Annotated in this window: 16 protein-coding genes; 14 read left to right on the top strand and 2 right to left on the bottom strand. The window is 58.7% G+C overall.

Annotated features, from left to right (window positions below; all coding sequences use genetic code 11):
• From FGF66_RS00990 to FGF66_RS00960, 7 genes are all read left to right on the top strand, one after another.
• Entirely contained in the window at window positions 1–1080 is a 1080-nt protein-coding gene (locus FGF66_RS00990) for an efflux RND transporter periplasmic adaptor subunit (RefSeq protein ID WP_139455831.1), read from the top strand.
• Window positions 1077–4199, top strand: coding sequence for an efflux RND transporter permease subunit (locus tag FGF66_RS00985; RefSeq protein ID WP_139455830.1), 3123 nt, complete (start codon window positions 1077–1079; stop codon window positions 4197–4199). The genes FGF66_RS00990 and FGF66_RS00985 overlap by 4 nt, the downstream gene beginning before the upstream one ends.
• Window positions 4200–4355: 156 nt before the next feature.
• On the top strand, window positions 4356–5900 hold the full coding sequence (locus FGF66_RS00980; protein ID WP_139455829.1) for a class I SAM-dependent DNA methyltransferase: 1545 nt from the start codon (window positions 4356–4358) through the stop codon (window positions 5898–5900).
• Window positions 5890–7128, top strand: coding sequence for a restriction endonuclease subunit S (locus FGF66_RS00975; protein WP_170181129.1), 1239 nt, complete (start codon window positions 5890–5892; stop codon window positions 7126–7128). Before FGF66_RS00980 ends, FGF66_RS00975 begins: the two co-directional genes overlap by 11 nt.
• A gap of 136 nt (window positions 7129–7264) precedes the next feature.
• On the top strand, window positions 7265–7837 hold the full coding sequence (locus tag FGF66_RS00970) for a zeta toxin family protein (RefSeq protein ID WP_139455827.1): 573 nt from the start codon (window positions 7265–7267) through the stop codon (window positions 7835–7837).
• On the top strand, window positions 7837–8025 hold the full coding sequence (locus FGF66_RS00965) for a hypothetical protein (protein ID WP_211341960.1): 189 nt from the start codon (window positions 7837–7839) through the stop codon (window positions 8023–8025). The genes FGF66_RS00970 and FGF66_RS00965 overlap by 1 nt, the downstream gene beginning before the upstream one ends.
• 49 nt (window positions 8026–8074) lie before the next feature.
• Window positions 8075–11158, top strand: a complete 3084-nt coding sequence (locus tag FGF66_RS00960) for a type I restriction endonuclease subunit R (RefSeq protein ID WP_139455925.1) — start codon at window positions 8075–8077, stop codon at window positions 11156–11158.
• Window positions 11159–11202: 44 nt separating this feature from the next.
• Here the strand turns inward: FGF66_RS00960 and FGF66_RS00955 are convergent, their stop codons facing one another.
• Together FGF66_RS00955 and FGF66_RS00950 are read right to left on the bottom strand one after the other, a co-directional pair.
• Complete coding sequence (locus FGF66_RS00955) at window positions 11203–12402, bottom strand: type II toxin-antitoxin system HipA family toxin (protein WP_139455825.1); 1200 nt, start codon at window positions 12400–12402, stop codon at window positions 11203–11205.
• A complete protein-coding gene (locus tag FGF66_RS00950) occupies window positions 12399–12689 on the bottom strand; it encodes a helix-turn-helix domain-containing protein (RefSeq protein WP_211341958.1) in 291 nt (96 codons plus the stop codon). The genes FGF66_RS00955 and FGF66_RS00950 overlap by 4 nt, the downstream gene beginning before the upstream one ends.
• A 286-nt stretch (window positions 12690–12975) precedes the next feature.
• On the opposite strand from FGF66_RS00950, the gene FGF66_RS00945 reads away from it, so the two are divergent.
• The 7 genes from FGF66_RS00945 (at window position 12976) to FGF66_RS00915 (ending at window position 19364) form a co-directional block, all read left to right on the top strand.
• Entirely contained in the window at window positions 12976–13359 is a 384-nt protein-coding gene (locus tag FGF66_RS00945; RefSeq protein WP_139455824.1) for a DoxX-like family protein, read from the top strand.
• A 36-nt stretch (window positions 13360–13395) separates the two neighbouring features.
• Entirely contained in the window at window positions 13396–14676 is a 1281-nt protein-coding gene (locus FGF66_RS00940; protein WP_139455823.1) for a hypothetical protein, read from the top strand.
• Between the two features lie 7 nt (window positions 14677–14683).
• A complete protein-coding gene (locus FGF66_RS00935) occupies window positions 14684–15910 on the top strand; it encodes a pentapeptide repeat-containing protein (protein WP_246046450.1) in 1227 nt (408 codons plus the stop codon).
• A gap of 32 nt (window positions 15911–15942) precedes the next feature.
• The gene (locus tag FGF66_RS00930; protein WP_139455822.1) at window positions 15943–16809 is read left to right on the top strand and encodes a glycosyltransferase family 2 protein; all 867 of its coding nucleotides are present in this window, start codon (window positions 15943–15945) and stop codon (window positions 16807–16809) included.
• A 48-nt stretch (window positions 16810–16857) separates the two neighbouring features.
• A complete protein-coding gene (locus tag FGF66_RS00925; protein ID WP_139455821.1) occupies window positions 16858–17616 on the top strand; it encodes an SDR family NAD(P)-dependent oxidoreductase in 759 nt (252 codons plus the stop codon).
• A gap of 140 nt (window positions 17617–17756) precedes the next feature.
• Window positions 17757–18017, top strand: coding sequence for a Nif11-like leader peptide family RiPP precursor (locus FGF66_RS00920; protein WP_139455820.1), 261 nt, complete (start codon window positions 17757–17759; stop codon window positions 18015–18017).
• Window positions 18018–18101: 84 nt separating this feature from the next.
• Window positions 18102–19364, top strand: a complete 1263-nt coding sequence (locus FGF66_RS00915; RefSeq protein ID WP_139455819.1) for a hypothetical protein — start codon at window positions 18102–18104, stop codon at window positions 19362–19364.
• Window positions 19365–19416: the final 52 nt, after the last annotated feature.

Genomic DNA, 19416 nt, shown 5'->3' with positions numbered 1-19416 from the left:
ATGAAACACCGGAACCGGATCATAGCTGTGGCGCTGTTCGTGGCGGTTTCCGCCGTGGCGTTTCTCGCTTTGCAGAGAAAGCCAGAAACGGCAACGCCCGTCCGCGCGAGCCAGCCATCGGCGACGACGGCCATCGCCGTGAGCGTCGAGCCTGCCGCCGTGGCTTCGGTGCGCGACAGCCTCTCCCTTGTCGCGCTCGTCGAGGCGTGGCGCGACGTCGATCTTCACGCCGAGACCTCCGGCATTGTCCGCTCGGTCTCCTCCGAGGTCGGCCAGAAGATGGCGGCGGGCCAGCCGCTTTTCAAGGTCGATGACGAGGTGGCGGCCTCCGCTCTGCGCAAGGCCCGCGTGAACCGCGAGCTGGCGCGGCGCGATTTCGAGCGCTACAGCAGCTTGCTCAAAGAGGGGGCCGTGGCGGCGTCGAGCGCCGAGGCGATGCGGCTCAAGCTCGAAGATGCCGAGGCCGATCTTGTCTCCGCTCGCCGCCGCGTGGAGGACACCGCCATCAAGGCCCCGTTCGCGGGCGTCGTCACCTCGCGGCTTGTCGAGGTGGGCGACCTCGTTCAGCCGGGCATGAAGGTGGCCAACATGGTCGATCTCTCGAAGCTCAAAATCGTCTCGTCGCTTCCGGAAAAACAGGTCTCGCTCATCGCCGAGGGAATGCCGGTGCAGGTGACGACCGACGTTTGGCCGGGCAAGGAATTTCTGGCGAAGGTGCTCTCCGTCAGCGCCAAATCGTCGCGCGACCACACCTACCGGGTCGAGTCGGTCATGGAGAATCCGAAAGAGACGCCGTTTCGCGCAGGGATGTTCGCCCGCTCGGCCTTTGTCGGCGGCTCCTCGCGTGAGGCGCTGCTGATTCCACGCCGGGCGCTCACCGGCAGCATCGCCGCGCCTGAAGTGTTCGTCGTCAGCGGCGGCAGGGCGCGGCTGAAAAAGATCGTGGCCGGAGGCGAATACGGCACTCGCGTCGAGGTGTTGCAGGGGCTTGCCGCCGGTGACCGGGTGGTCGTCAGCGGCCAGAGCGACCTCGACGACGGCTCGCCGGTGACGGTCTCGCAAGGGGAGGCCGGGCGGTGAAACGGACGATTACGGGGATCGCCATCGAGCGGCCGACGCTGGTTGCCGTCATTTTTTCGGTGCTCTTCATCCTCGGCTTCTTCAGCTACCGGCAGCTCCAGTACGAGTTGCTGCCGCGCATGAGCACTCCATACGTGACCATCACGACGGTCTATTCTGGCGCGTCGCCGGACGAAATCGAGACCTCCGTCACCAAGCCGGTCGAAGAGGCGGTTTCGGCCATCGAAAAGATTTCGGCCATCAACTCCTCCTCTCGCGAAGGGGTGTCGCTGGTTACGATCGAGTTTGCCAGCGATGCCGACATCGACCTCGCCTTGCAGGATGTGCAGCGCAAGGTGAACGAGGCGCGGGGCAATCTGCCCGACGGCGTCGAGACGCCGGTCGTCTCCCGCTTCGCCATCGACGAGCTGCCGGTGCTGCGCCTCGGCGCGACCTCGAAGCTCTCCGACACCGAATTCTACCAGCTCCTCAAGGACGAGATCAAGCCCGCGCTCTCGAACATCAGCGGCGTCGGGCAGGTGGGCATTCTTGGCGGGCGCGAGCGCGAAATCAGGGTTAACATCGATCCAGGCCGTATCGAAAGCTTCGGCTTGACTGCGGGCGATCTGCTCGAAGCGATTGGCAAGGCCAACATCGACTTTCCGACCGGCACGGTCGAAGCGCCCGACCGCAAGTTCGTGGTGCGTCTGTCGGGCAAGTTCACGAGCCTCGACGAGCTGAAGAGCCTCGTGGTGCGCGCCGCTGGAGCGGAGGGCGCGGTCTATCTGCGCGACGTGGCCGAGGTGCAGGACACTTTTCAGGAGATCAGAACCATGACGAGAATCGATGGCAAGAACGCCGTCGGTATCGTGGTGGTCAAGCAGAACGACGCCAACACCGTCGAGGTGTGCCGCCTCGTGCGCGAAAAACTCGGTAAGCTCGAAGCGCAGTACCGCGACCGGGGGCTGAAGTTCGACATCGCGCAGGACGCCTCGACCTTCACCCGTGACGCCGTCGAGGCGGTGCAGCACGACCTCTTTCTCGCCATCGTGCTGGTGGCGCTCGTGATGCTGCTTTTTCTGCACAGCCTGCGCAACTCGCTCATCGTGATGGTCTCGATTCCCACCTCGCTGGTGACCACCTTCATCGGCATGTACCTCTTCGGTTTTTCGCTGAATCTGATGACGTTGCTCGCCCTGTCGCTGGTGATCGGCGTGCTGGTGGACGACTCCATCGTGGTGCTCGAAAACATCTATCGCCACCTCGAACGGGGCGAAGCGCCGCGCGACGCAGCCCTCGCCGGACGAAACGAGATTGGCTTTACGGCGGTGGCGATCACGCTGGTTGACGTAGTGGTCTTCCTGCCGCTCTCACTGCTCAGCGGCCTGGTCGGCGACATTCTGCGCGAGTTCTCCGTCGTCATGGTCATTTCGACCATGCTGAGTCTGTTCGTCTCCTTCACGGTCACGCCGCTGCTCGCCTCGCGCTTCTCCAAAGTCGAGCGCCTCTCCGCCGAGACCTTCGGCGGGCGCATCGCCACCGCCATCGAGCGCTGGTACGAGCGCGGGCGCGACTGGTACATCGCGCTGCTCGGCTGGGGGCTGAAGCATCCCGGCAAGGTGATTCTGACGGCGACGCTTCTGTTCTTCTCCTCGTTTGCGCTCGTCATCGCCGGAAAGATCGGCGGCGAGTTCATCGAGGTCTCCGACCGAGGCGACTTTTCGGTGATGCTCGAACTCGAACCCGGCACGAGCCTCCGCCAGACCGACCGCTTCGTCCGCCAGGTCGAGCGCCAGATTCAGGCCTATCCCGAAGTGGAGAAGGTGCTCGCGGTCGTCGGCGCCTCGAACGAGGGCTTTCTCGGCCAAAGCTCCGACCACGTGGCCGAACTCAACGTCCGCCTGATTCCCAAGGAGAAGCGCAAGCGCTCGACCGACAGCATGATGCAGCTCATACGGCGCGAGCTGACCGGCACTCCGGGCCTCAAGGCGAGCATCAACCCCATCGGCATCTTCGGCACGGCCAACGAAACCCCGGTCACGGTGATTCTGAGCGGGCCGAAGCGCGACGAGATCGCCCGCGCCGCCGCCGCCCTGCGCGACAGCCTCAAAACGGTACGCGGCACGGCGGACGTGCGGCTCAGTTCGCAGCCCGGTACGCCTGAAATGCACGTGGTCGTTGACCGCGAGCAGATGGCCGCCTTCGGCCTCTCCATCGCCGACGTCGGCTCCGCCATGCGCATCGCTTACGACGGCGACGACAGCAACAAGTACCGCGAAGCGGGCGACGAGTACGACATCCGCCTGATTTTCGACGAAGCCTACCGCCGCGCCACCAGCGGCATTCCCGATCTCTCCTTCCGCGCGAAGGATGGCGGCCTCGTGCGGCTTGGCCAGTTCTCGCGCCTCGAACAGTCGCGTGGCTACGCACTCCTGCAACGCCACAACCGCAACGAAGCGGTCTGGGTCAAGGCGCAGGTGGTTGGCCGACCCGTCGGCGACATTGGCAGCGACATCGAGCGCATCATCGGCAACATGCGCCAATCGGGCGTGATGCCGTCGAGCGTCACGCATCACTACGAAGCCGACCTCAAGCACCAGGGCGAGTCGAACGTCAACCTGCTCTACGCCTTCATGGTGGCGATCATCTTCGTCTATCTCATCATGGTGGCGCTCTACAACTCGTGGATCTGGCCGATGGTGGTGATGTTCTCGATTCCGCTCGCCATCATCGGAGCGCTCTGGTCGCTGGCGCTCTTCGGCAAATCGCTGAGTATTTTCACGATTCTCGGCATCATCATGCTCATCGGTCTGGTCGGCAAGAACGCGATTCTGCTGGTCGATTTCATCAACAAGTTCCGAAGCGAAGGGATGGAGCTCACCTCGGCCATCACCGAAGCCGGACGCGAGCGCTTGCGCCCGATCCTCATGACGACGCTCACGCTCATCTTCGGCCTCATGCCTATCGCCCTCTCCGCCAGCTCCGGCTCCGAATGGAAATCCGGCCTCGCCCTGGCCCTCGTCGGCGGCCTCTCCAGCTCGATGTTCCTCACGCTGCTGGTGATTCCGGTAGTCTACGTCTGGTTCGACCGGGTGAGGGCGTGGGTTGCCGGGAAGTGGGGGAAGGTTGGGAATGGATAATGGATAATGGTTGGGGTGGCTATTGTGGCCACCCTGATGCGTTGATGATTTCCCCCGTTGCCTGTCGTAAATCGCGAACTCTTTGTTATCTTTTAACTTACGCCTGATTTTCGGGGCGATTGCCCTTATCCGTTCCGTTTCCAATTCTGCTGTTCAATGATCGAAGTCATCAAAAAAACGCTCTGGGCTTCGGCTGACAAGCTTCGGGCGAACATGGATCCCGCCGACTACAAGCACATCGTGCTTGGGCTGATTTTTCTCAAGTACGTCTCCGACAGCTTCGGCTCGCACCGGCAGCAGCTTGCGATGCGTTTTTCCGATGTTGAGGATGACTGCTATCTCGACGACGCGACTCCGGACATGATTTCCGAAGAGCTTGAAGACCGCGATTATTACACCGGGTTCAACGTTTTCTGGGTTCCGCCGGAAGCTCGCTGGGGGATGATCCAGGCTTACGCCAAGCAGCCGGATATCGGCAAGCGGATCGATGATGCGCTGGTGCTGATCGAAACCGAAAATCCGAAGCTCAAGGGCATTCTCGATAAACGCTACGCTAAAGTTCACCTGCCCGACGGCAAGCTCGGCGAGCTGGTCGATCTCATTTCGACCATCGGTTTTGGCGACACCGGCCAGAACGCCCGTGACCTGCTCGGACAGGTCTATGAGTACTTCATCGGCATGTTCGCCAGCGCCGAGGGCAAGCGGGGCGGGCAGTTCTACACCCCGGCCAGCATCGTCAAAACGCTCGTCGAAGTGCTCGCGCCGCACACCGGCAAGGTCTATGACCCCTGTTGCGGGTCGAGCGGCATGTTCGTGCAGTCCGAAAAGTTCATCGAGGCGCACGGCGGCAGCATGGGCGACATCTCCATCTACGGGCAGGAGTCGAACCCGACGACGTGGCGGCTCGCGGCGATGAACCTCGCCATTCGCGGGCTGGACTACTTTCTCGGCAAGGAGCCTGCCGATTCGTTCGTGCGCGACCAGCACCCCGACCTTCGCGCCGATTTCGTGCTCGCCAATCCGCCTTTCAACATCTCCGACTGGTGGCACGGCAGCCTCGAAAACGACCCTCGCTGGCTCTATGGCACACCGCCGAAGGGCAACGCCAACTTCGCGTGGTTGCAGCACATTCTGCACCATCTCAAGCCGTCGGGTCGAGCGGGAATTGTGCTGGCCAACGGCTCCATGTCTTCGACCACCAACACCGACGGTGACATCCGCAAGGCGATGATTGAGGCCGACAAGGTGGAGGTGATGGTCGCCCTGCCGGGCCAGCTTTTCTATAATGTCCAGATTCCAGTCTGCCTCTGGTTCCTCGTCAAGGAGAAGCGCGTTCGCAAGGGGGAAGTGCTTTTCATCGACGCCCGAAAGCTCGGCAACATGAAAACCCGTGTCCAGAAGGAGTTTTCCGACGAGGAGATAGCGAAGATCGCCGGTACCGTCCACGCCTGGCGCGGCGATGGCCAGTACGAGGATGTTCCCGGCTTCTGCGCCTCCGTGTCGCTTGAAAAGATCGCCGAACACGGCCACGTACTCACCCCCGGCCGCTACGTCGGGGCCGAAGCCGTGGAGGATGACGACGAAGCCTTCGCCGAAAAGATGCAGCGTTTGACCGAAACCCTCGGCGAGCAGATGGCCAAAGGCGCGGAACTGGATGAACTCATCCGCGAAAAACTTGGAGGGCTTGGGTATGAGTTCTGAGTGGAGAGCGTCAACTTGGGGGGAAATTTCTAAGCTTGAATACGGAAAAGCTATCCGTGGCTATCAGGAAGCCAAAGGGAAATATCCGGTTTATGGAACGAATGGACAAATTGGCTGGCATGATAAATCATTGTCTGCACAGCCGGGTGTGATTATAGGTAGAAAAGGGGCATATCGAGGAATACATTACAGCGACAAGCCTTTCTTTGTTATTGATACAGCATTTTATTTAGTGCCAAAAAATCAAATAAATATCAAGTGGGCTTATTACTGTTTGTTGACATATGATATTAATCGTATGGATTCAGGTTCAGCTATACCATCAACCTCAAGGGAGGAGTTTTATAAATTACCGGTAAAAATACCATCATTAGCAGAGCAACAATCGATTGCTGGTATTGTTGAACCTCTCGACGACCGCATCGCGCTGCTTCGCGAAACCAACGCGACGCTTGAATCCATCGCGCAGGCGATTTTCAAGTCGTGGTTCATCGAGTTTGACGCCGTCAAAGCCAGGCAGCAAGGGCAGGAGCCGCAAGGCATGGATGCCGCCACCGCCGCGCTCTTCCCCGATGCTTTTCAGGACTCCGAGCTTGGGCCGATTCCGGCGGGGTGGGAGGTTGGTTCGGTTTATGATTTAGCTCAATATGTAAACGGTGCTGCATATAAAGCCTTTGAGCCAAATCTTGAACAAAAAGGATTGCCAATCATTAAAATCGCAGAATTGAAGGCGGGTGTTACTTCGCAAACAGCTTATTCTGAAGTAAACATGCCATCAAAATACAGGATAGCTACAAGGGATATATTGTTTTCATGGTCAGGCAATCCTGATACTTCAATTGATATATTTTTATGGCTGCATGGGGATGCTTGGCTTAATCAGCATATTTTTCGAGTTATTCCAAAGGTAGAGCAGGAACGATCGTTTGTTTACCTTACACTTAAAACTTTGAAGCCAGTATTTTCTGAGATAGCAAGAAATAAACAGACCACTGGATTAGGTCATGTTACTGTTTCTGATTTAAAATGCCTCAAAATAATTCGGCCAAATAATGTTCTATTGCAAGAATGGAACAAGATAATTGATCCATTACTTGAGCAAGCATTTGTTATGCAACAAAAAATCCAAACCCTCGCTTCGATTCGTGACACGCTTCTGCCGCGCCTGATTTCGGGCAGGTTGCGTTTGCCGGAGGCTGAGGCGATGGCTGGGGAGGTGGGGCTGTGAAAACGTCGGAAAAAGTGTCGGAGAAAACGTCGGAGAAAAAAGGTATGGATGGTATCAGTTATCTTGAAGTGTCCGTCGGCAAAGTCTGGTGGATGCAGACGTGGCAACAATCAATGCGTTGAACTGAGGACAACCCATGCCGACATGCTGGATTATTGCCGGGCCAAACGGGGCAGGCAAGACAACCTTTGCCCTTGAGTATCTGCCGGGTGTTGCCGGGTGTGAGCGATTCATCAACGCCGATCTCATTGCCGCCGGATTGTCACCATTTGCTCCGGAGAGGGAACTGATGGCCGCGAGCCGGATTTTTCTGCATGAGGTGGCCGAACGCATTGATCGTCGAGAAGATTTTGCTTTTGAAACAACCCTTGCCGGGCGAACCTACCTGAAACTCATTGACCGTCTCAGGTCAAATGGCTGGCACACCGTTCTGTTCTATCTGGCGCTTCCATCCGTTGAACTCTCGAAAAAGCGCGTTGCTGAACGTGTGGCCAGCGGTGGGCACAACATACCGGTTTCGGATATTGAACGCCGCTTTCCCCGGAGCTTGCGCAACCTGTTTGAAGAGTACAGCTACCGCGTGGATCACTGTGTTTGTTTTATGAACGACATGGACGAACCGGTAACAGTTTTCGAACAATACGGATCCGATCGGGAAGTGCTTCATGAAGAGTATTTTAACCTGTTGCTAACTATGTTTCGACCATGATGATAACCAGGAAAAAGGGCCTTTCTGAAGAGGGGCGGCTTGCGTTGGAGGCGCTTCAGAAAGCGGTAAAGAATGCCCTCGACAAGAAAAAACGACTTGGGCAATATGCCGTCATCTGGCAGGACGGCAAGCCGAAAATCATCGATTTTTCCGAAAAGAATCAGAGGGAAACAACCCCAACCAAGTGAGGAGAATCTTGCCTCAGTCGTGTAAACCATTGAAACCGTCCCCCAAATGATGACGGAAGAGCAGCTCGAACAGGAAGCCCTTGAGTGGCTCCGGGAAACCGGCTACCAGCACCGCTTCGGCCCCGACATCGCGCCGGACGGAGACGCGCCCGAACGCGGGAGCTACCGCGACGTGGTGCTCGCCTCGCGCTTGCAGGAGGCTGTCGCCCGGCTCAATCCGCAGATTCCCGCCGCCGCCCGCGAAGATGCCGTGCAACAGGTGCTCAGGCTCGACCACCCCGTTCAGCTTGCCGCCAACCGCGCATTCCACAGCCTGCTCGTCAACGGAGTGCCGGTCGAATATCAGCAGGGCGGCGAAACGCGCGGCGACCTCGTCCGCCTGATCGATTTCGCTTATCCCGACCGCAACGACTGGCTGGCGGTCAACCAGTTCACCGTCAAGGGGCCGCAGCGCGACCGACGCCCCGACATCATCCTGTTCATCAACGGCCTGCCGCTCGCAGTCATCGAGCTGAAGAATCCCGCCGACGAGAACGCCAGCATCGGGAAAGCGTTCGACCAGCTCCAGACCTACAGGGAGCAGATTTCCGACCTGTTCCGCTACAACGAAATCCTCGTCATTTCTGACGGTAGCGATGCCCGCATGGCCTCGCTTTCGTCGAGCATCGAGCGCTTCATGGCGTGGCGCAGCATCGACGGCGAAACGCTTGATCCCTTCGGACGCTTCAACGAGCTTGAAACTATGATCCGCGGCATCTTCGAGCCGGTACGCCTTCTTGACTATCTCCGCTTTTTCATCCTCTTCGAGGACGAAGGCGAGCTCATCAAAAAGATCGCCGGGTATCACCAGTACTTCGCCGTGCGCACGGCCATCGAGCGCGTCGTCACCGCCTCGCAGACGACGGGCGACCACAAAGGCGGCGTGGTGTGGCATACGCAGGGTTCCGGCAAGAGCATCACGATGGTCTGTTTCGCGGCCCGCGTCATGCGCGAAACCGCCATGCAGAACCCGACCATCGTGGTCATCACCGACCGCAACGACCTCGACGGCCAGCTCTTCGGCGTCTTTTCGCTCTCGCAGGATCTCCTGCGCGAAGAACCGACGCAGGCCGAAAGCCGCCACGACCTTCGCGCGAAACTCGCCAACCGGCCATCGGGCGGCATCATCTTCACCACCATCCAGAAGTTCATGCCGTGCGATGATGAGGCGAAGTTCCCCACGCTCTCCCTTCGGCACAACATCGTCGTCATTGCCGACGAAGCGCACCGCACACAGTACGGCTTCGAGGCGAAGTTCCGGGGCGACGCCAGAGGCTATCAGGTCGGCTACGCCCAGCACCTGCGCGACGCCCTGCCGAACGCCACCTTCGTGGCCTTTACCGGTACGCCGGTATCGAGCGAAGACCGCGACACCCGCGCCGTGTTTGGCGACTACATCCACATCTACGACATCCAGCAGGCAAAGGAGGACGGCGCGACCGTGCCGATCTACTTCGAGTCGCGCCTTGCAAAGCTCAGTCTCAACGAGGAGCTGTTGCCGGAGATCGACGACGAGGTCGAGGAGTTGACCGAAGACGAGGAGGAGAACGAACGGAATCGCCAGAAAAGCCGGTGGGCGGCGCTCGAAAAGGTGGTCGGTTCCGAACCGCGCATCCGGCAGGTGGCCGACGACCTCGTCACCCATTTCGAGGAGCGCTGCAACGCCGTGGCTGGCAAAGGGATGATCGTCGCCATGAGCCGCGAAATCTGCGTTCACCTCTACGACGCCATCACCGCTCTCCGGCCGGAATGGCACAACGACGACGCCGAAAAAGGGGCGATCAAGATCATCATGACCGGTTCAGCCAGCGACAAGCCGCTGCTTCGCCCGCACATTTACTCCGCCCAAACCAAAAAGCGCCTTGAAAAGCGCTTCAAAGATCCCGAAGATCCGCTTCGCCTCGTCATTGTCCGTGACATGTGGCTCACCGGTTTCGACGCGCCCAGTGTTCACACCATGTACGTTGACAAGCCCATGAAAGGTCACAACCTCATGCAGGCAATCGCCCGCGTCAACCGGGTCTTCCGCGACAAGCAGGGCGGCCTCGTCGTCGATTACATCGGCATCGCCAACGACCTCAAGAAAGCCCTCAAAGATTATACATCGAGCAAAGGCCGGGGAAAACCCACCGTTGATGCCAACGAAGCACTTGCCCTCCTGCTCGAGCAGCTCGACATCCTGCGCGGGATGCTGCACGGCTTCGACTATGGCGGTTTCCTCACCGGAGGCCACCGGCTCATGGCCCAGGCGGCCAACCACATCCTCGGCCTCGAAGATGGAAAGAAACGGTTCAGCGACACGGCGCTCGCCATGTCGAGAGCCTTCAGCCTCTGCTGCACCCTCGACGAAGCCAAAGCCGTTCGCGAAGAGGTCGCCTTCTTTCAGGCGGTGAAAGTCATGCTGACCAAACGGGAGAAAACCGAAAAGAGGCGCACGGAAGAAGAAAAGGAGCTGGCTATCCGCCAGATCATCGGCAACGCGCTCGTCTCCGAAGATGTTCTCGACGTCTTCGATGCCGTCGGACTCGACAAGCCAAACATCGGCATCCTCGACGACGCCTTTCTCGAAGAGGTGCGTAATCTGCCCGAACGCAACCTTGCCGTCGAACTGCTCGAACGCCTGCTTGCTGGAGAAGTCCGCTCTCGGTTTTCATCGAACATCGTTCAGCAGAAGAAGTTCTCCGACCTGCTGGACAGTGTCGTCAAACGCTACCAGAACCGCGCCATCGAAACCGCGCAGGTTATCGAAGAGCTGGTCGCCATGGCAAAGAAGTTCCAGGAAGCCGTCCAGAGAGGCGAAAACCTCGGCCTCAACCCCGACGAACTCGCCTTCTACGACGCCCTCGCCAATAGCGAAGAAGCCCTCCTCCAGATGGGCGACGAAATCCTCAAGACAATCGCCCACGAACTCGCCGAAAACCTCCGCAAAAGCCTCACCGTTGACTGGTCAAAACGCGAAAGCGTCCGCGCCCGACTTCGGCTACTGGTCAAGCGTATCCTGCGCAAATACAAGTATCCGCCAACCAAACAGGACGAAGCGATCCAGCTCGTGCTTGCGCAGGCCGAAATGCTGGGCCAGACGTGGGCGGCGTGAGTAACCGCAGGGTCATGAGTCTTATGAACAGATTCTCCGTGAGCCTACCTCCTCACATTGCCGTCGATTTCGCGGAGTTGCTCTATCTCCTCGTCACTCACCCCGGCTGCGGAGAATTCCGTTTTCCAGCTTTCGACGGCGGCATACACTTCATCGATAATCCGTTTGCCGCCGCTGACTCCCCAGGCGCGTCCGAGCTTCGCCAGCGCTGAGCGCCCCGGATGGCGGTGATCGGCGTCGAAGATCAGCACGTGTTCGGCGCGTTGGGCAATGTTCGGCACGAGATCGAACGCGGGCGACAAGCGCCAGCCTTGATCTGGCCCATAGAGCATCCAGAAGTTTTTCAGATGATCGTCCGTGTTTCCAACCAAAGCGTTGAAAACCATCTGCCGGAAGAGCTGTACGGCATCTTTCGCCGGTTCGTCGCTGTATTTGCGAACGAGGCCGTGCAGCTCATCGTATCGGCTGACGTAATATGCTTCCGCCCGAAGCAGGCTTCGGAAGCTGATCATGTGGCGTCGGTGTCCATCCGGCGTCAAGTCGAACCGCCGCACCAGCAGTACCGGTTTGCCAGCGCAGACAATCACGCGGGAATCCGCCGTGTTCAGCCCGGCTTTTGCGGCAAGCGACATGGTCGCGGCCTCGATCCGCACGACATCGACGCTGTCTTTGATACCTGGAAATTTGGCGAGATAATGGTCGCCCGGCGTTTTGCCGGAAACAAGCACCTTGGGGCGAGCGCCTCCGGGCGAGCTGCCCGCGCTGAGGAGCAGCGACAGCAGCGGATCGGTTGCATTGCCACGTTCGTACCGTTCGGCTGTCTCCACCAGTTGATCGAGTTCCACCATCGCGGCTTCGATGCCTGAGTGTCGTTTGCGTTTCGTAGCCTCACTGCTGAATGAAAGCGCGCCAAGAGCGTCAGCGGCGAGCGCCTCCAGAAGGCTGGCGAGGTTTTGTTCTCCTCTCGGCAGATTGTGCCGCCGTATCAGCAGCTTTCGGCCCCAGTCATCCGGCAGGCTGTCTTCAAGTACGTCAAAGACGACCTTCCGTTCCGCTGTAAATATGCCGCTTCGAAGAGGAAGCGACACGGGGTCGATGGCAAAAGCGTCGCCGCGAACGAGAAACTCCTCCAGATAGCGGAACTGGCAGCGGGCGCGGCCCAGGTCGTTGATTTCGCTGACCAGCTCTCCGACCGGTAACGGTTTGCCGGTGGTGCGCTCATGAACGTAAATTTTCCGGATCATCCGAGTTTCCTCGAAACCCGTTTGCGCCGGGGAGCGCTCTCCTGTTCATATTTTTCGAACAGGTTCTCTCCAGGCGCGAGAAGCAGATCGAACTCATCCAGCCGATCGAGGAGTTCCAGCGCTTTTACCCATGCGCCGATGCTGACGCCCGGATCGCCTGACTCCATCCTGCCTAGCGTCGGGCGGCTGACGCCGAGCCGGTCGGCAAAGCGCTGCTGCATCTCGTGGCGAGCGATTCGTAGCTGCCGCAATCGCTCGCCAAGGCATTTCAACTTGTCGTCTTGCACGGTATGCTTTTTTTATTGTAAAATATTATTGGCATTATAGCGTTATATCTGATCTTGAGCAAAAAATATTTAACATTGATGATTCATCTCCGCCAGCGGCGAGTTCCGTGACATTCGATGGCGGTATCGGCCTGGATTGCCACATCACTTCGTTTCTCGTCGCCGCGCCCCACGATCCCCAAATCCTCCCTCGCCGCGCACTTTCAACGCTCCTTTAACGTTGGGAGTGGCTGTATTTAGCCTGTAACTGTTATCTTCCTGAAAGAAACGCCTGAACCATTTTTTTATGAGTCTGTTCGATCGTCAGCCGCCGGTGGTGTGGATCAGCCGGGTTGCTCTCGCTTTTGTGTGGATCTATCAGGGAATCGTGCCGAAACTGGTTTGCCAAAGTCCCGTCGAGCTTGGATTGCTCGCGCATCTCGGGCCGCTCTACGGCATTTTCTGCTCCGTGATGGGGTATGGCGAGATGCTGTTCGGCTTGCTGATTCTTCTTTCGCCGTGGCGCTGGCCGTTCCTTTTGAACATCGCGGCGATGCTGAGTCTGTTGGGCTTTGTGTCGCTTCATGAACCTGGCCTGCTGACAGAAGCATTCAACCCGGTGTCGCTCAACGCGGCGGTGATAGCGCTTTCCGTCATCGCGTTCATCTCCATGCGCAAGCCCGCAGCGTGACCGGGCAGCAACCTTAACGAACGATACAATCACACGATGCCAGCACAAACGCTCAGAGGAATATCGAAAACCTTTCTCCTCGTCTCCTTCGCCGTCATCTCACTTGCGGCCTTTGGAGGTGGTTTCGGGGTGCTGGCCAGCAACGCATTCCTGCTCAAGCTCCATCCGTATATCTTTTTTGTCGGCTTCGGCAACCTGGCCATTCTGCTCTTCAACCGCTACCTGACGGCGGCGATCTATCCCGAATTGCGCATCGATCCCGTGCGTCAGCGCCTGTTCATCGGCCTGGTGCTGCTGGCGCTCGTCATGGTCACGATTGCCGTGGCGGCGGACTTGCCCTTGCTCAAGGCGGCGGCGGGCCTCATGCTGATGGGAGTGGTCGCCGTGCCGCTCTACGAGATTCTCACCACGCTCTCCGTAGCGAAAATCTGGAATGAGGTGTCGGTGCGCTACTACATTTTCGACGTGGTTTTTCTGCTCAACGCCAACCTCGGCCTCTTCACGCTTGGCCTCAAAGAGGCGTTTCCCGACAACGGCATCATTCCGTTTTTCGTGACGCAGTCGGCCTACTTTCTCGGCTCGTCGTTTCCGCTGAGCATCAGCGTGATGGGCTTCCTCTACACCTACGCTTGGCGGCGGACGGACAAGATGGAGCTGGCCAAAAAGCTTTTCAGCCTCTGGTTTTACCTCTTCGTCGGCGGTGTGCTCTACTTCCTGGTCGTGATTCTCATGGGCGATTACCTCGGCATGATGCTCATCAGCCATATTCTCACCTTTGGCGTGATGGCGCTGCTCTACACCTTCGGCGTGTTTCTGCGAAACTGGTTCCGCAACAACTTCGCCCATCCGGCGCTTGCTTTTATGCTCGGCGGTCTGGCGTTTCTGTTGGCCACCAGCGCTTTCGGCATCCTGAATATTTACTATGCGAAGGGGATTCTGTTCGGCAGCTATCCGCCCATCCGGGGCGACAAGATGTGGATTTACCACTCGCACACCCACTCGGCGCTGCTTGGCTGGATTATGCTCTCGTTCATCGGCATGATCTATATCGTCTTGCCCGCCATCCAGAAGACGGGAAGCCTCGAACTGCTGCACTCGGGCGATCCGCTGGAGCAGTTGCTCGACGAGCGCACGATGAATCGCGCCTTTGTGCAGCTTTCGATCATTCTTGTCGCCGGAGTGACGATCATCGTGAGTTTTTTCAGTGGCGAGCAGCTCGTGCTTGGCATTGGAGGCGTCGTCTATGCGGTAGCGGCGCTTTTGCTGTTACGCAATCTCGTTCACGATCCGGTTTTCAAGACCGGTGACAAATCATAAAAACCTCATGATCTATCCGCTGTCCCGTTATTGCGGCGCTGCCGTGTGCGCCGGTTTTCTGCTTTTCGGCTCCGCCCATCGGCTCATCGCCGCCGATGCCCGGCAGGAGGCCGTGTTGCAGAAAGGTAGCGTCGAGTGGAGCGAGTTGCGTACTCAGGAACCGGCAATGCGCGCCGATCTTTCGGGCGCGAAGCTGAAAGGACGGCGGCTGCGTACCGTCAATTTCAAAGGCGCAAACCTTGCCGGCGCTGATCTCAGCCAGTGCGACATGGGTCGTTCCGATTTCCGCGACGCCGACCTGCATGGAGCCGACATCAGCGGCTCGGTGGTGTTCGGCAGCCGTTTTAACGGAGCGAATCTGGCCGGAGCGTCCCTCGCCTCCTCCTCCTGTACGGGCGCTGATTTCACCGGCGCGAAGATGGCTTCGAGCGTATTGCGCAAATCCGAACTCGGTAAAGCATCGATGCGAGAGGCCGATCTGCGAGGAGCCGATCTCCGGGAGACAAATCTTGAATATGCCGATCTCAGCCATGCCGATCTCCGCGCGGCCAATTTCTGGCTTGCGCGAACCGGTGGCGCGAACTTCAGTGGCGCGGTGATCTCCAGCGAGACTGTGCTGCCGAACGGCAAGCCGGGTTCCGCGAAGTGGGCCGGTGAGCACGGCGCGATCTACGCGCAAGTAGCGGCAGCGCCGGAGTCCTCCCGTGCAGCTTCGTCCGCGGCTCCTTCAACCGATCCGGCACAGGAGCGGCCTCTCGCCAAAACGCTCAATCCGCTCAGAGCATGGCGTCCCGCGCCCTCAACCATTGGCTATGACGCCGACCAGCTCGACCAGCTCAAGTCGAACGTCATGAAGTGGAACCGTTTGCGGGCTGCCAATCCGGCGATGCAGATCACGCTGAAGGAGGCTCCGCTCTCCGGCAAGGTGCTGGCTCACGCCGATCTTCACGCCGCCGATCTCGAAAAAGCTTCGCTGAAACGTTCCGATCTCGAAAAGGCCGACCTGCAAAACGCCAATCTCAGAGGCGCTGATCTGCGTTCGGTCAATCTCCAGCGGGCCGACTTCCGGCAGGCCGACCTGCGCGGCGCGAACCTCTGGCTGGCCAATACAAGCTGGGCCAGGTATGAGGGAGCGATCGTCTCTTCGGAAACGGTGCTCGATTCCGGCAAGAAAGCGACCCCGGCATGGGCGCGAAAACATGCGGCGAGGTTCTCGAATGAACCGGGCCAATGAGATAATGATGACGAGAAGGAGGAGGAACGCTTATGTCACGACCCGAAAAACCGCTGGTTACGGTCACGATACCGATGTACAACAACGAGCGTTACATTGCCGAAACCATCGACTCGGTGCTCGCGCAGACGATGGATGACTTCGAGTTGCTGATCTATGACGACCATTCAATTGACTGCTCGCTCGAAATAGCCCGTTCGTTCGACGACCGGCGCATCACGGTTTTCGGCAGCGAGCGCAATCTTGGCCCCGAAGGCAACTGGAACCGCGCCGTCAGCGAGGTGCGGGGCCGGTACGTCAAGCTGCTCTGCGCGGATGACTTGCTTTTTCCGGAGTGTCTCGAAAAGCAGATTGCAGCGTTCGAACAGGCGGGAAATGATGGAGTGAGCCTTGTCTCATCGCAGCGAACCATCATCGATCCGGAGAGCAAGGTGCTTATCAGGAAGGTCAACTTCATCGATGGCGGCCTGAAAACGCCCGCCGAAACTGTCCGGAAAATGGTGCGCCTCGGCACCAACATCATTGGCGAACCGGTCTGCGGCCTCTATCCGGCGAGCCTGATCGCTTCGACCAGCGGCTACAGCGCACGCATTCCCTACACCATCGATCTCGATTTCTGGATGCAACTCCTGCGCCTCGGCAATCTCTGGATGATCGACGAGCCGCTCTGCGCTTTCCGTATCTCCAGCCTTTCGTGGTCGTCGCGGATCGGAGAGATGCGCCACGAGCAGTTTCTCGCCTTCATGGAGGAGGTGGCGGGCGATGAGCTTTTCCAGATCAACGACCTCGACCTGTTCATCGGGCGCTTCAACTCGGCGGTGCAGTCGATGACGAGCCTGATGGGCTTCAGGCTCTTTGCCGGATCGCCGGTCGAAAAGCGGGTGATTCCGGTGCAGTAGGCGGGTTGATTGTCCCAAAAAAATCGAGAACCAAAACCGTACATCTACATGAGATTGCAGGGGAAAATCGCGCTTGTTACCGGGGCGGCGGGGGGCATCGGCAGCGCGACGGCGCGTTGCTTCGCCCGCGAGGGGGCGGTGGTTGTTTTGGTGGATATCGATCTGGAACAGTGCAGCCGGGTGTGCGATGAGGTCGCGCAAAATATCGGACAAGCTTCGTGCTCCGGCGTCGATCTTACCTCCGAAAAGCAGGTTGTCGAGTTGTTTGCCAATATCCGCCGCGACTACGGCCGACTCGACATCGTCGTCAACATTGCGGGTGGCGACTGCGAACCGGCGGCATCAGTCGAGACTATCGACATGGAGCGGGCCATGCACAATCTCGACATGAACCTCAAGTCGTGCATGGTGTGCTGCCGCGAAGCGGCGAAGATCATGAAGCCGCAAAAATATGGCCGGATCGTGAACATGAGTTCGCTGGTCTGGCGCGGCAGCCCGAACCAGTTCAGCTATTCGGCCTCCAAGGGCGGCATCTTCGCCTTCACCCGCTCGCTCGCCCTGGCGCTCGGCTCGTTCAACATCACGGCCAACGCGCTCGCGCCCGCGCTGGTCGATGTCGAGGCGTTCGAGCGAGTGCTCGGCCCGGAACGCTGGCAGGCGCTCGCGAAGGCCGCCGCCGAGCGCTACCCCCTCGGGCGCATCGCCACGCCCGACGACGTCGCCAAAGCCGCACTCTTCCTCGTCTCGGATGACGCGGCCTTCATCACCGGCCAAATCCTCGAAATCTCTGGCGGCGCAAGGCTGTGAGCAGTTGATAATTGATGATCTGTCAGGGGCGTTTACTTCGACCACCGGTTTTTCTGCAAGAAACCTTGCTTTATAACCCGCTTATTCTTCATATTCTATACTATCAGTAAAGCCTCTTTTCATCAAACCATCTCTACACCATGTCAATATCATCTGCACGTATGTTCCTCGACAAGCTCATGGCTGAAGAGGATCTTGGTATACAAATGGCCGGTGAACTCTCCAGAAAAAGGATGGAGCTAATCCGCCAGGCCGGTTTCGAGTTTACCGATAAGGAGCTTGAGCAGGCCAAGGCAAGCCTTTCACCCGGCGCTCTCGGGCACGTCGCCGGTTGGCTTTGCGAGCTGCCGTTCGACAATCAGGTGCATGGCAGAAGTTGCGGCGGCGGTCTCTGGCACTGACGCGCCGCGCTCGTTGTCACCAGACATTCGTTTCATATCCCCACAATCATCGGCGTCCAGTACGCCCAAAAAGGAGGTTGATCCATGTATCCGATTCAGATTGGCAACTACGATTTCAAGAGGATTTATCTCTGGCTGCAATATTCCGACAAGCTTCCGTTTTTCACCGAGGTGGTCATCGAGGTGTTCTATCCGAACAACATGCAGGCCGATGGACTGGTGATGTTCAACCACGGATTTCTGATCGGTTTCGATCCCTTCTTCTTTCCCAAGCAGCTCCTCAGCAAGATCACCAATCAGGATACGCCGCTTTTCGAGGTCAATCCGTCGTGGTACTACAACTACTCGCAGGCGGCGATCGACAACAACTGGGCGCTGGCGTTCGTGACCACGGTTCATCAGCAGATCGATGGTATGCCCTGGACCGATTTCGGCGGCAGCCCGAGGCCCGGCCAGGCGGCATACGCGGCGGCATCTTACCTCATTCGTTACGGCGCGACCCACAAGTACAACGACCAAAAGGCGGTCAAGGCGTTTCAGTTTCTGAAACCTGCCTCGGCAACCTCAAAGGCGGGACTCAGCAAGGGAAATCGCGTACTTTTCGCCGGTCACTCGGTTGGCGGCGCTCACGCGCAGGCGGCGGCCACTGGTTTCGCCAATCTGCGTGACATTGGCGGCAAGAATTTCACGCCATACGACCCGGTTTTCTACAATCGTGAAGTCACGCCCGATCACACGCCTCCGCTCTCGAAGTGGGCGCCGGAGCAGATGGCCGATCCGGTTGGCGTACTCCAGCTTTCGCCGGTGGACGGTGCTGGCGGCAAGATTTTTCCGGTTTTCGCTCCCGGCATGAAGCCCTACCGCCAGAAGCTCGCGGAGCTGAAAATTCCGAACCTGATGGTCGTGGGCAATTGCGACAGCGCCTGCCTGACCACGGCGTCCAATCCTCCGGCATGGAGCGCGACGGACAGCAACAATCAGTACGCGCAGATGACTCCGGCAGGCAAGGAGTCGTGGGGCGCCGTCTGCATGGTCGAAGATGGCGGCCATTGCGGTTATCTGCTGCATCGCAACGACCTTTGCAAGATGGCGGACGCCCAGCCGAACAAGCTTGCGGGCTGCAAGGATGCGACCGTCTGGCAGGCCGGAGAGGCGGAGTTCCACTTTACCAACGAACTGATGCGGCGCTCTATCGATCAGCTCACGTCGGACAAGCCGAAGATCGACAGCTTCGATGACTGGAAGGGGTGCGAACTGGTCAGTTGGCTCAGTGACGAGACCTCGGACAAGCAGGGGATCAGCCTCGTAAAGTTCGCGGATGGCCGGTATGTCCATTTTGCGCACTGAGCGCTGACTGGCGTCCGGCGGAACCGTTCGGCATGTTCGGGGGTTGAGAAGG

The sequence above is a fragment of the Chlorobaculum thiosulfatiphilum genome, from assembly GCF_006265165.1.
Lineage (GTDB): Bacteria > Bacteroidota > Chlorobiia > Chlorobiales > Chlorobiaceae > Chlorobaculum > Chlorobaculum thiosulfatiphilum.
This window is presented reverse-complemented; position numbering and strand designations above follow the sequence as displayed.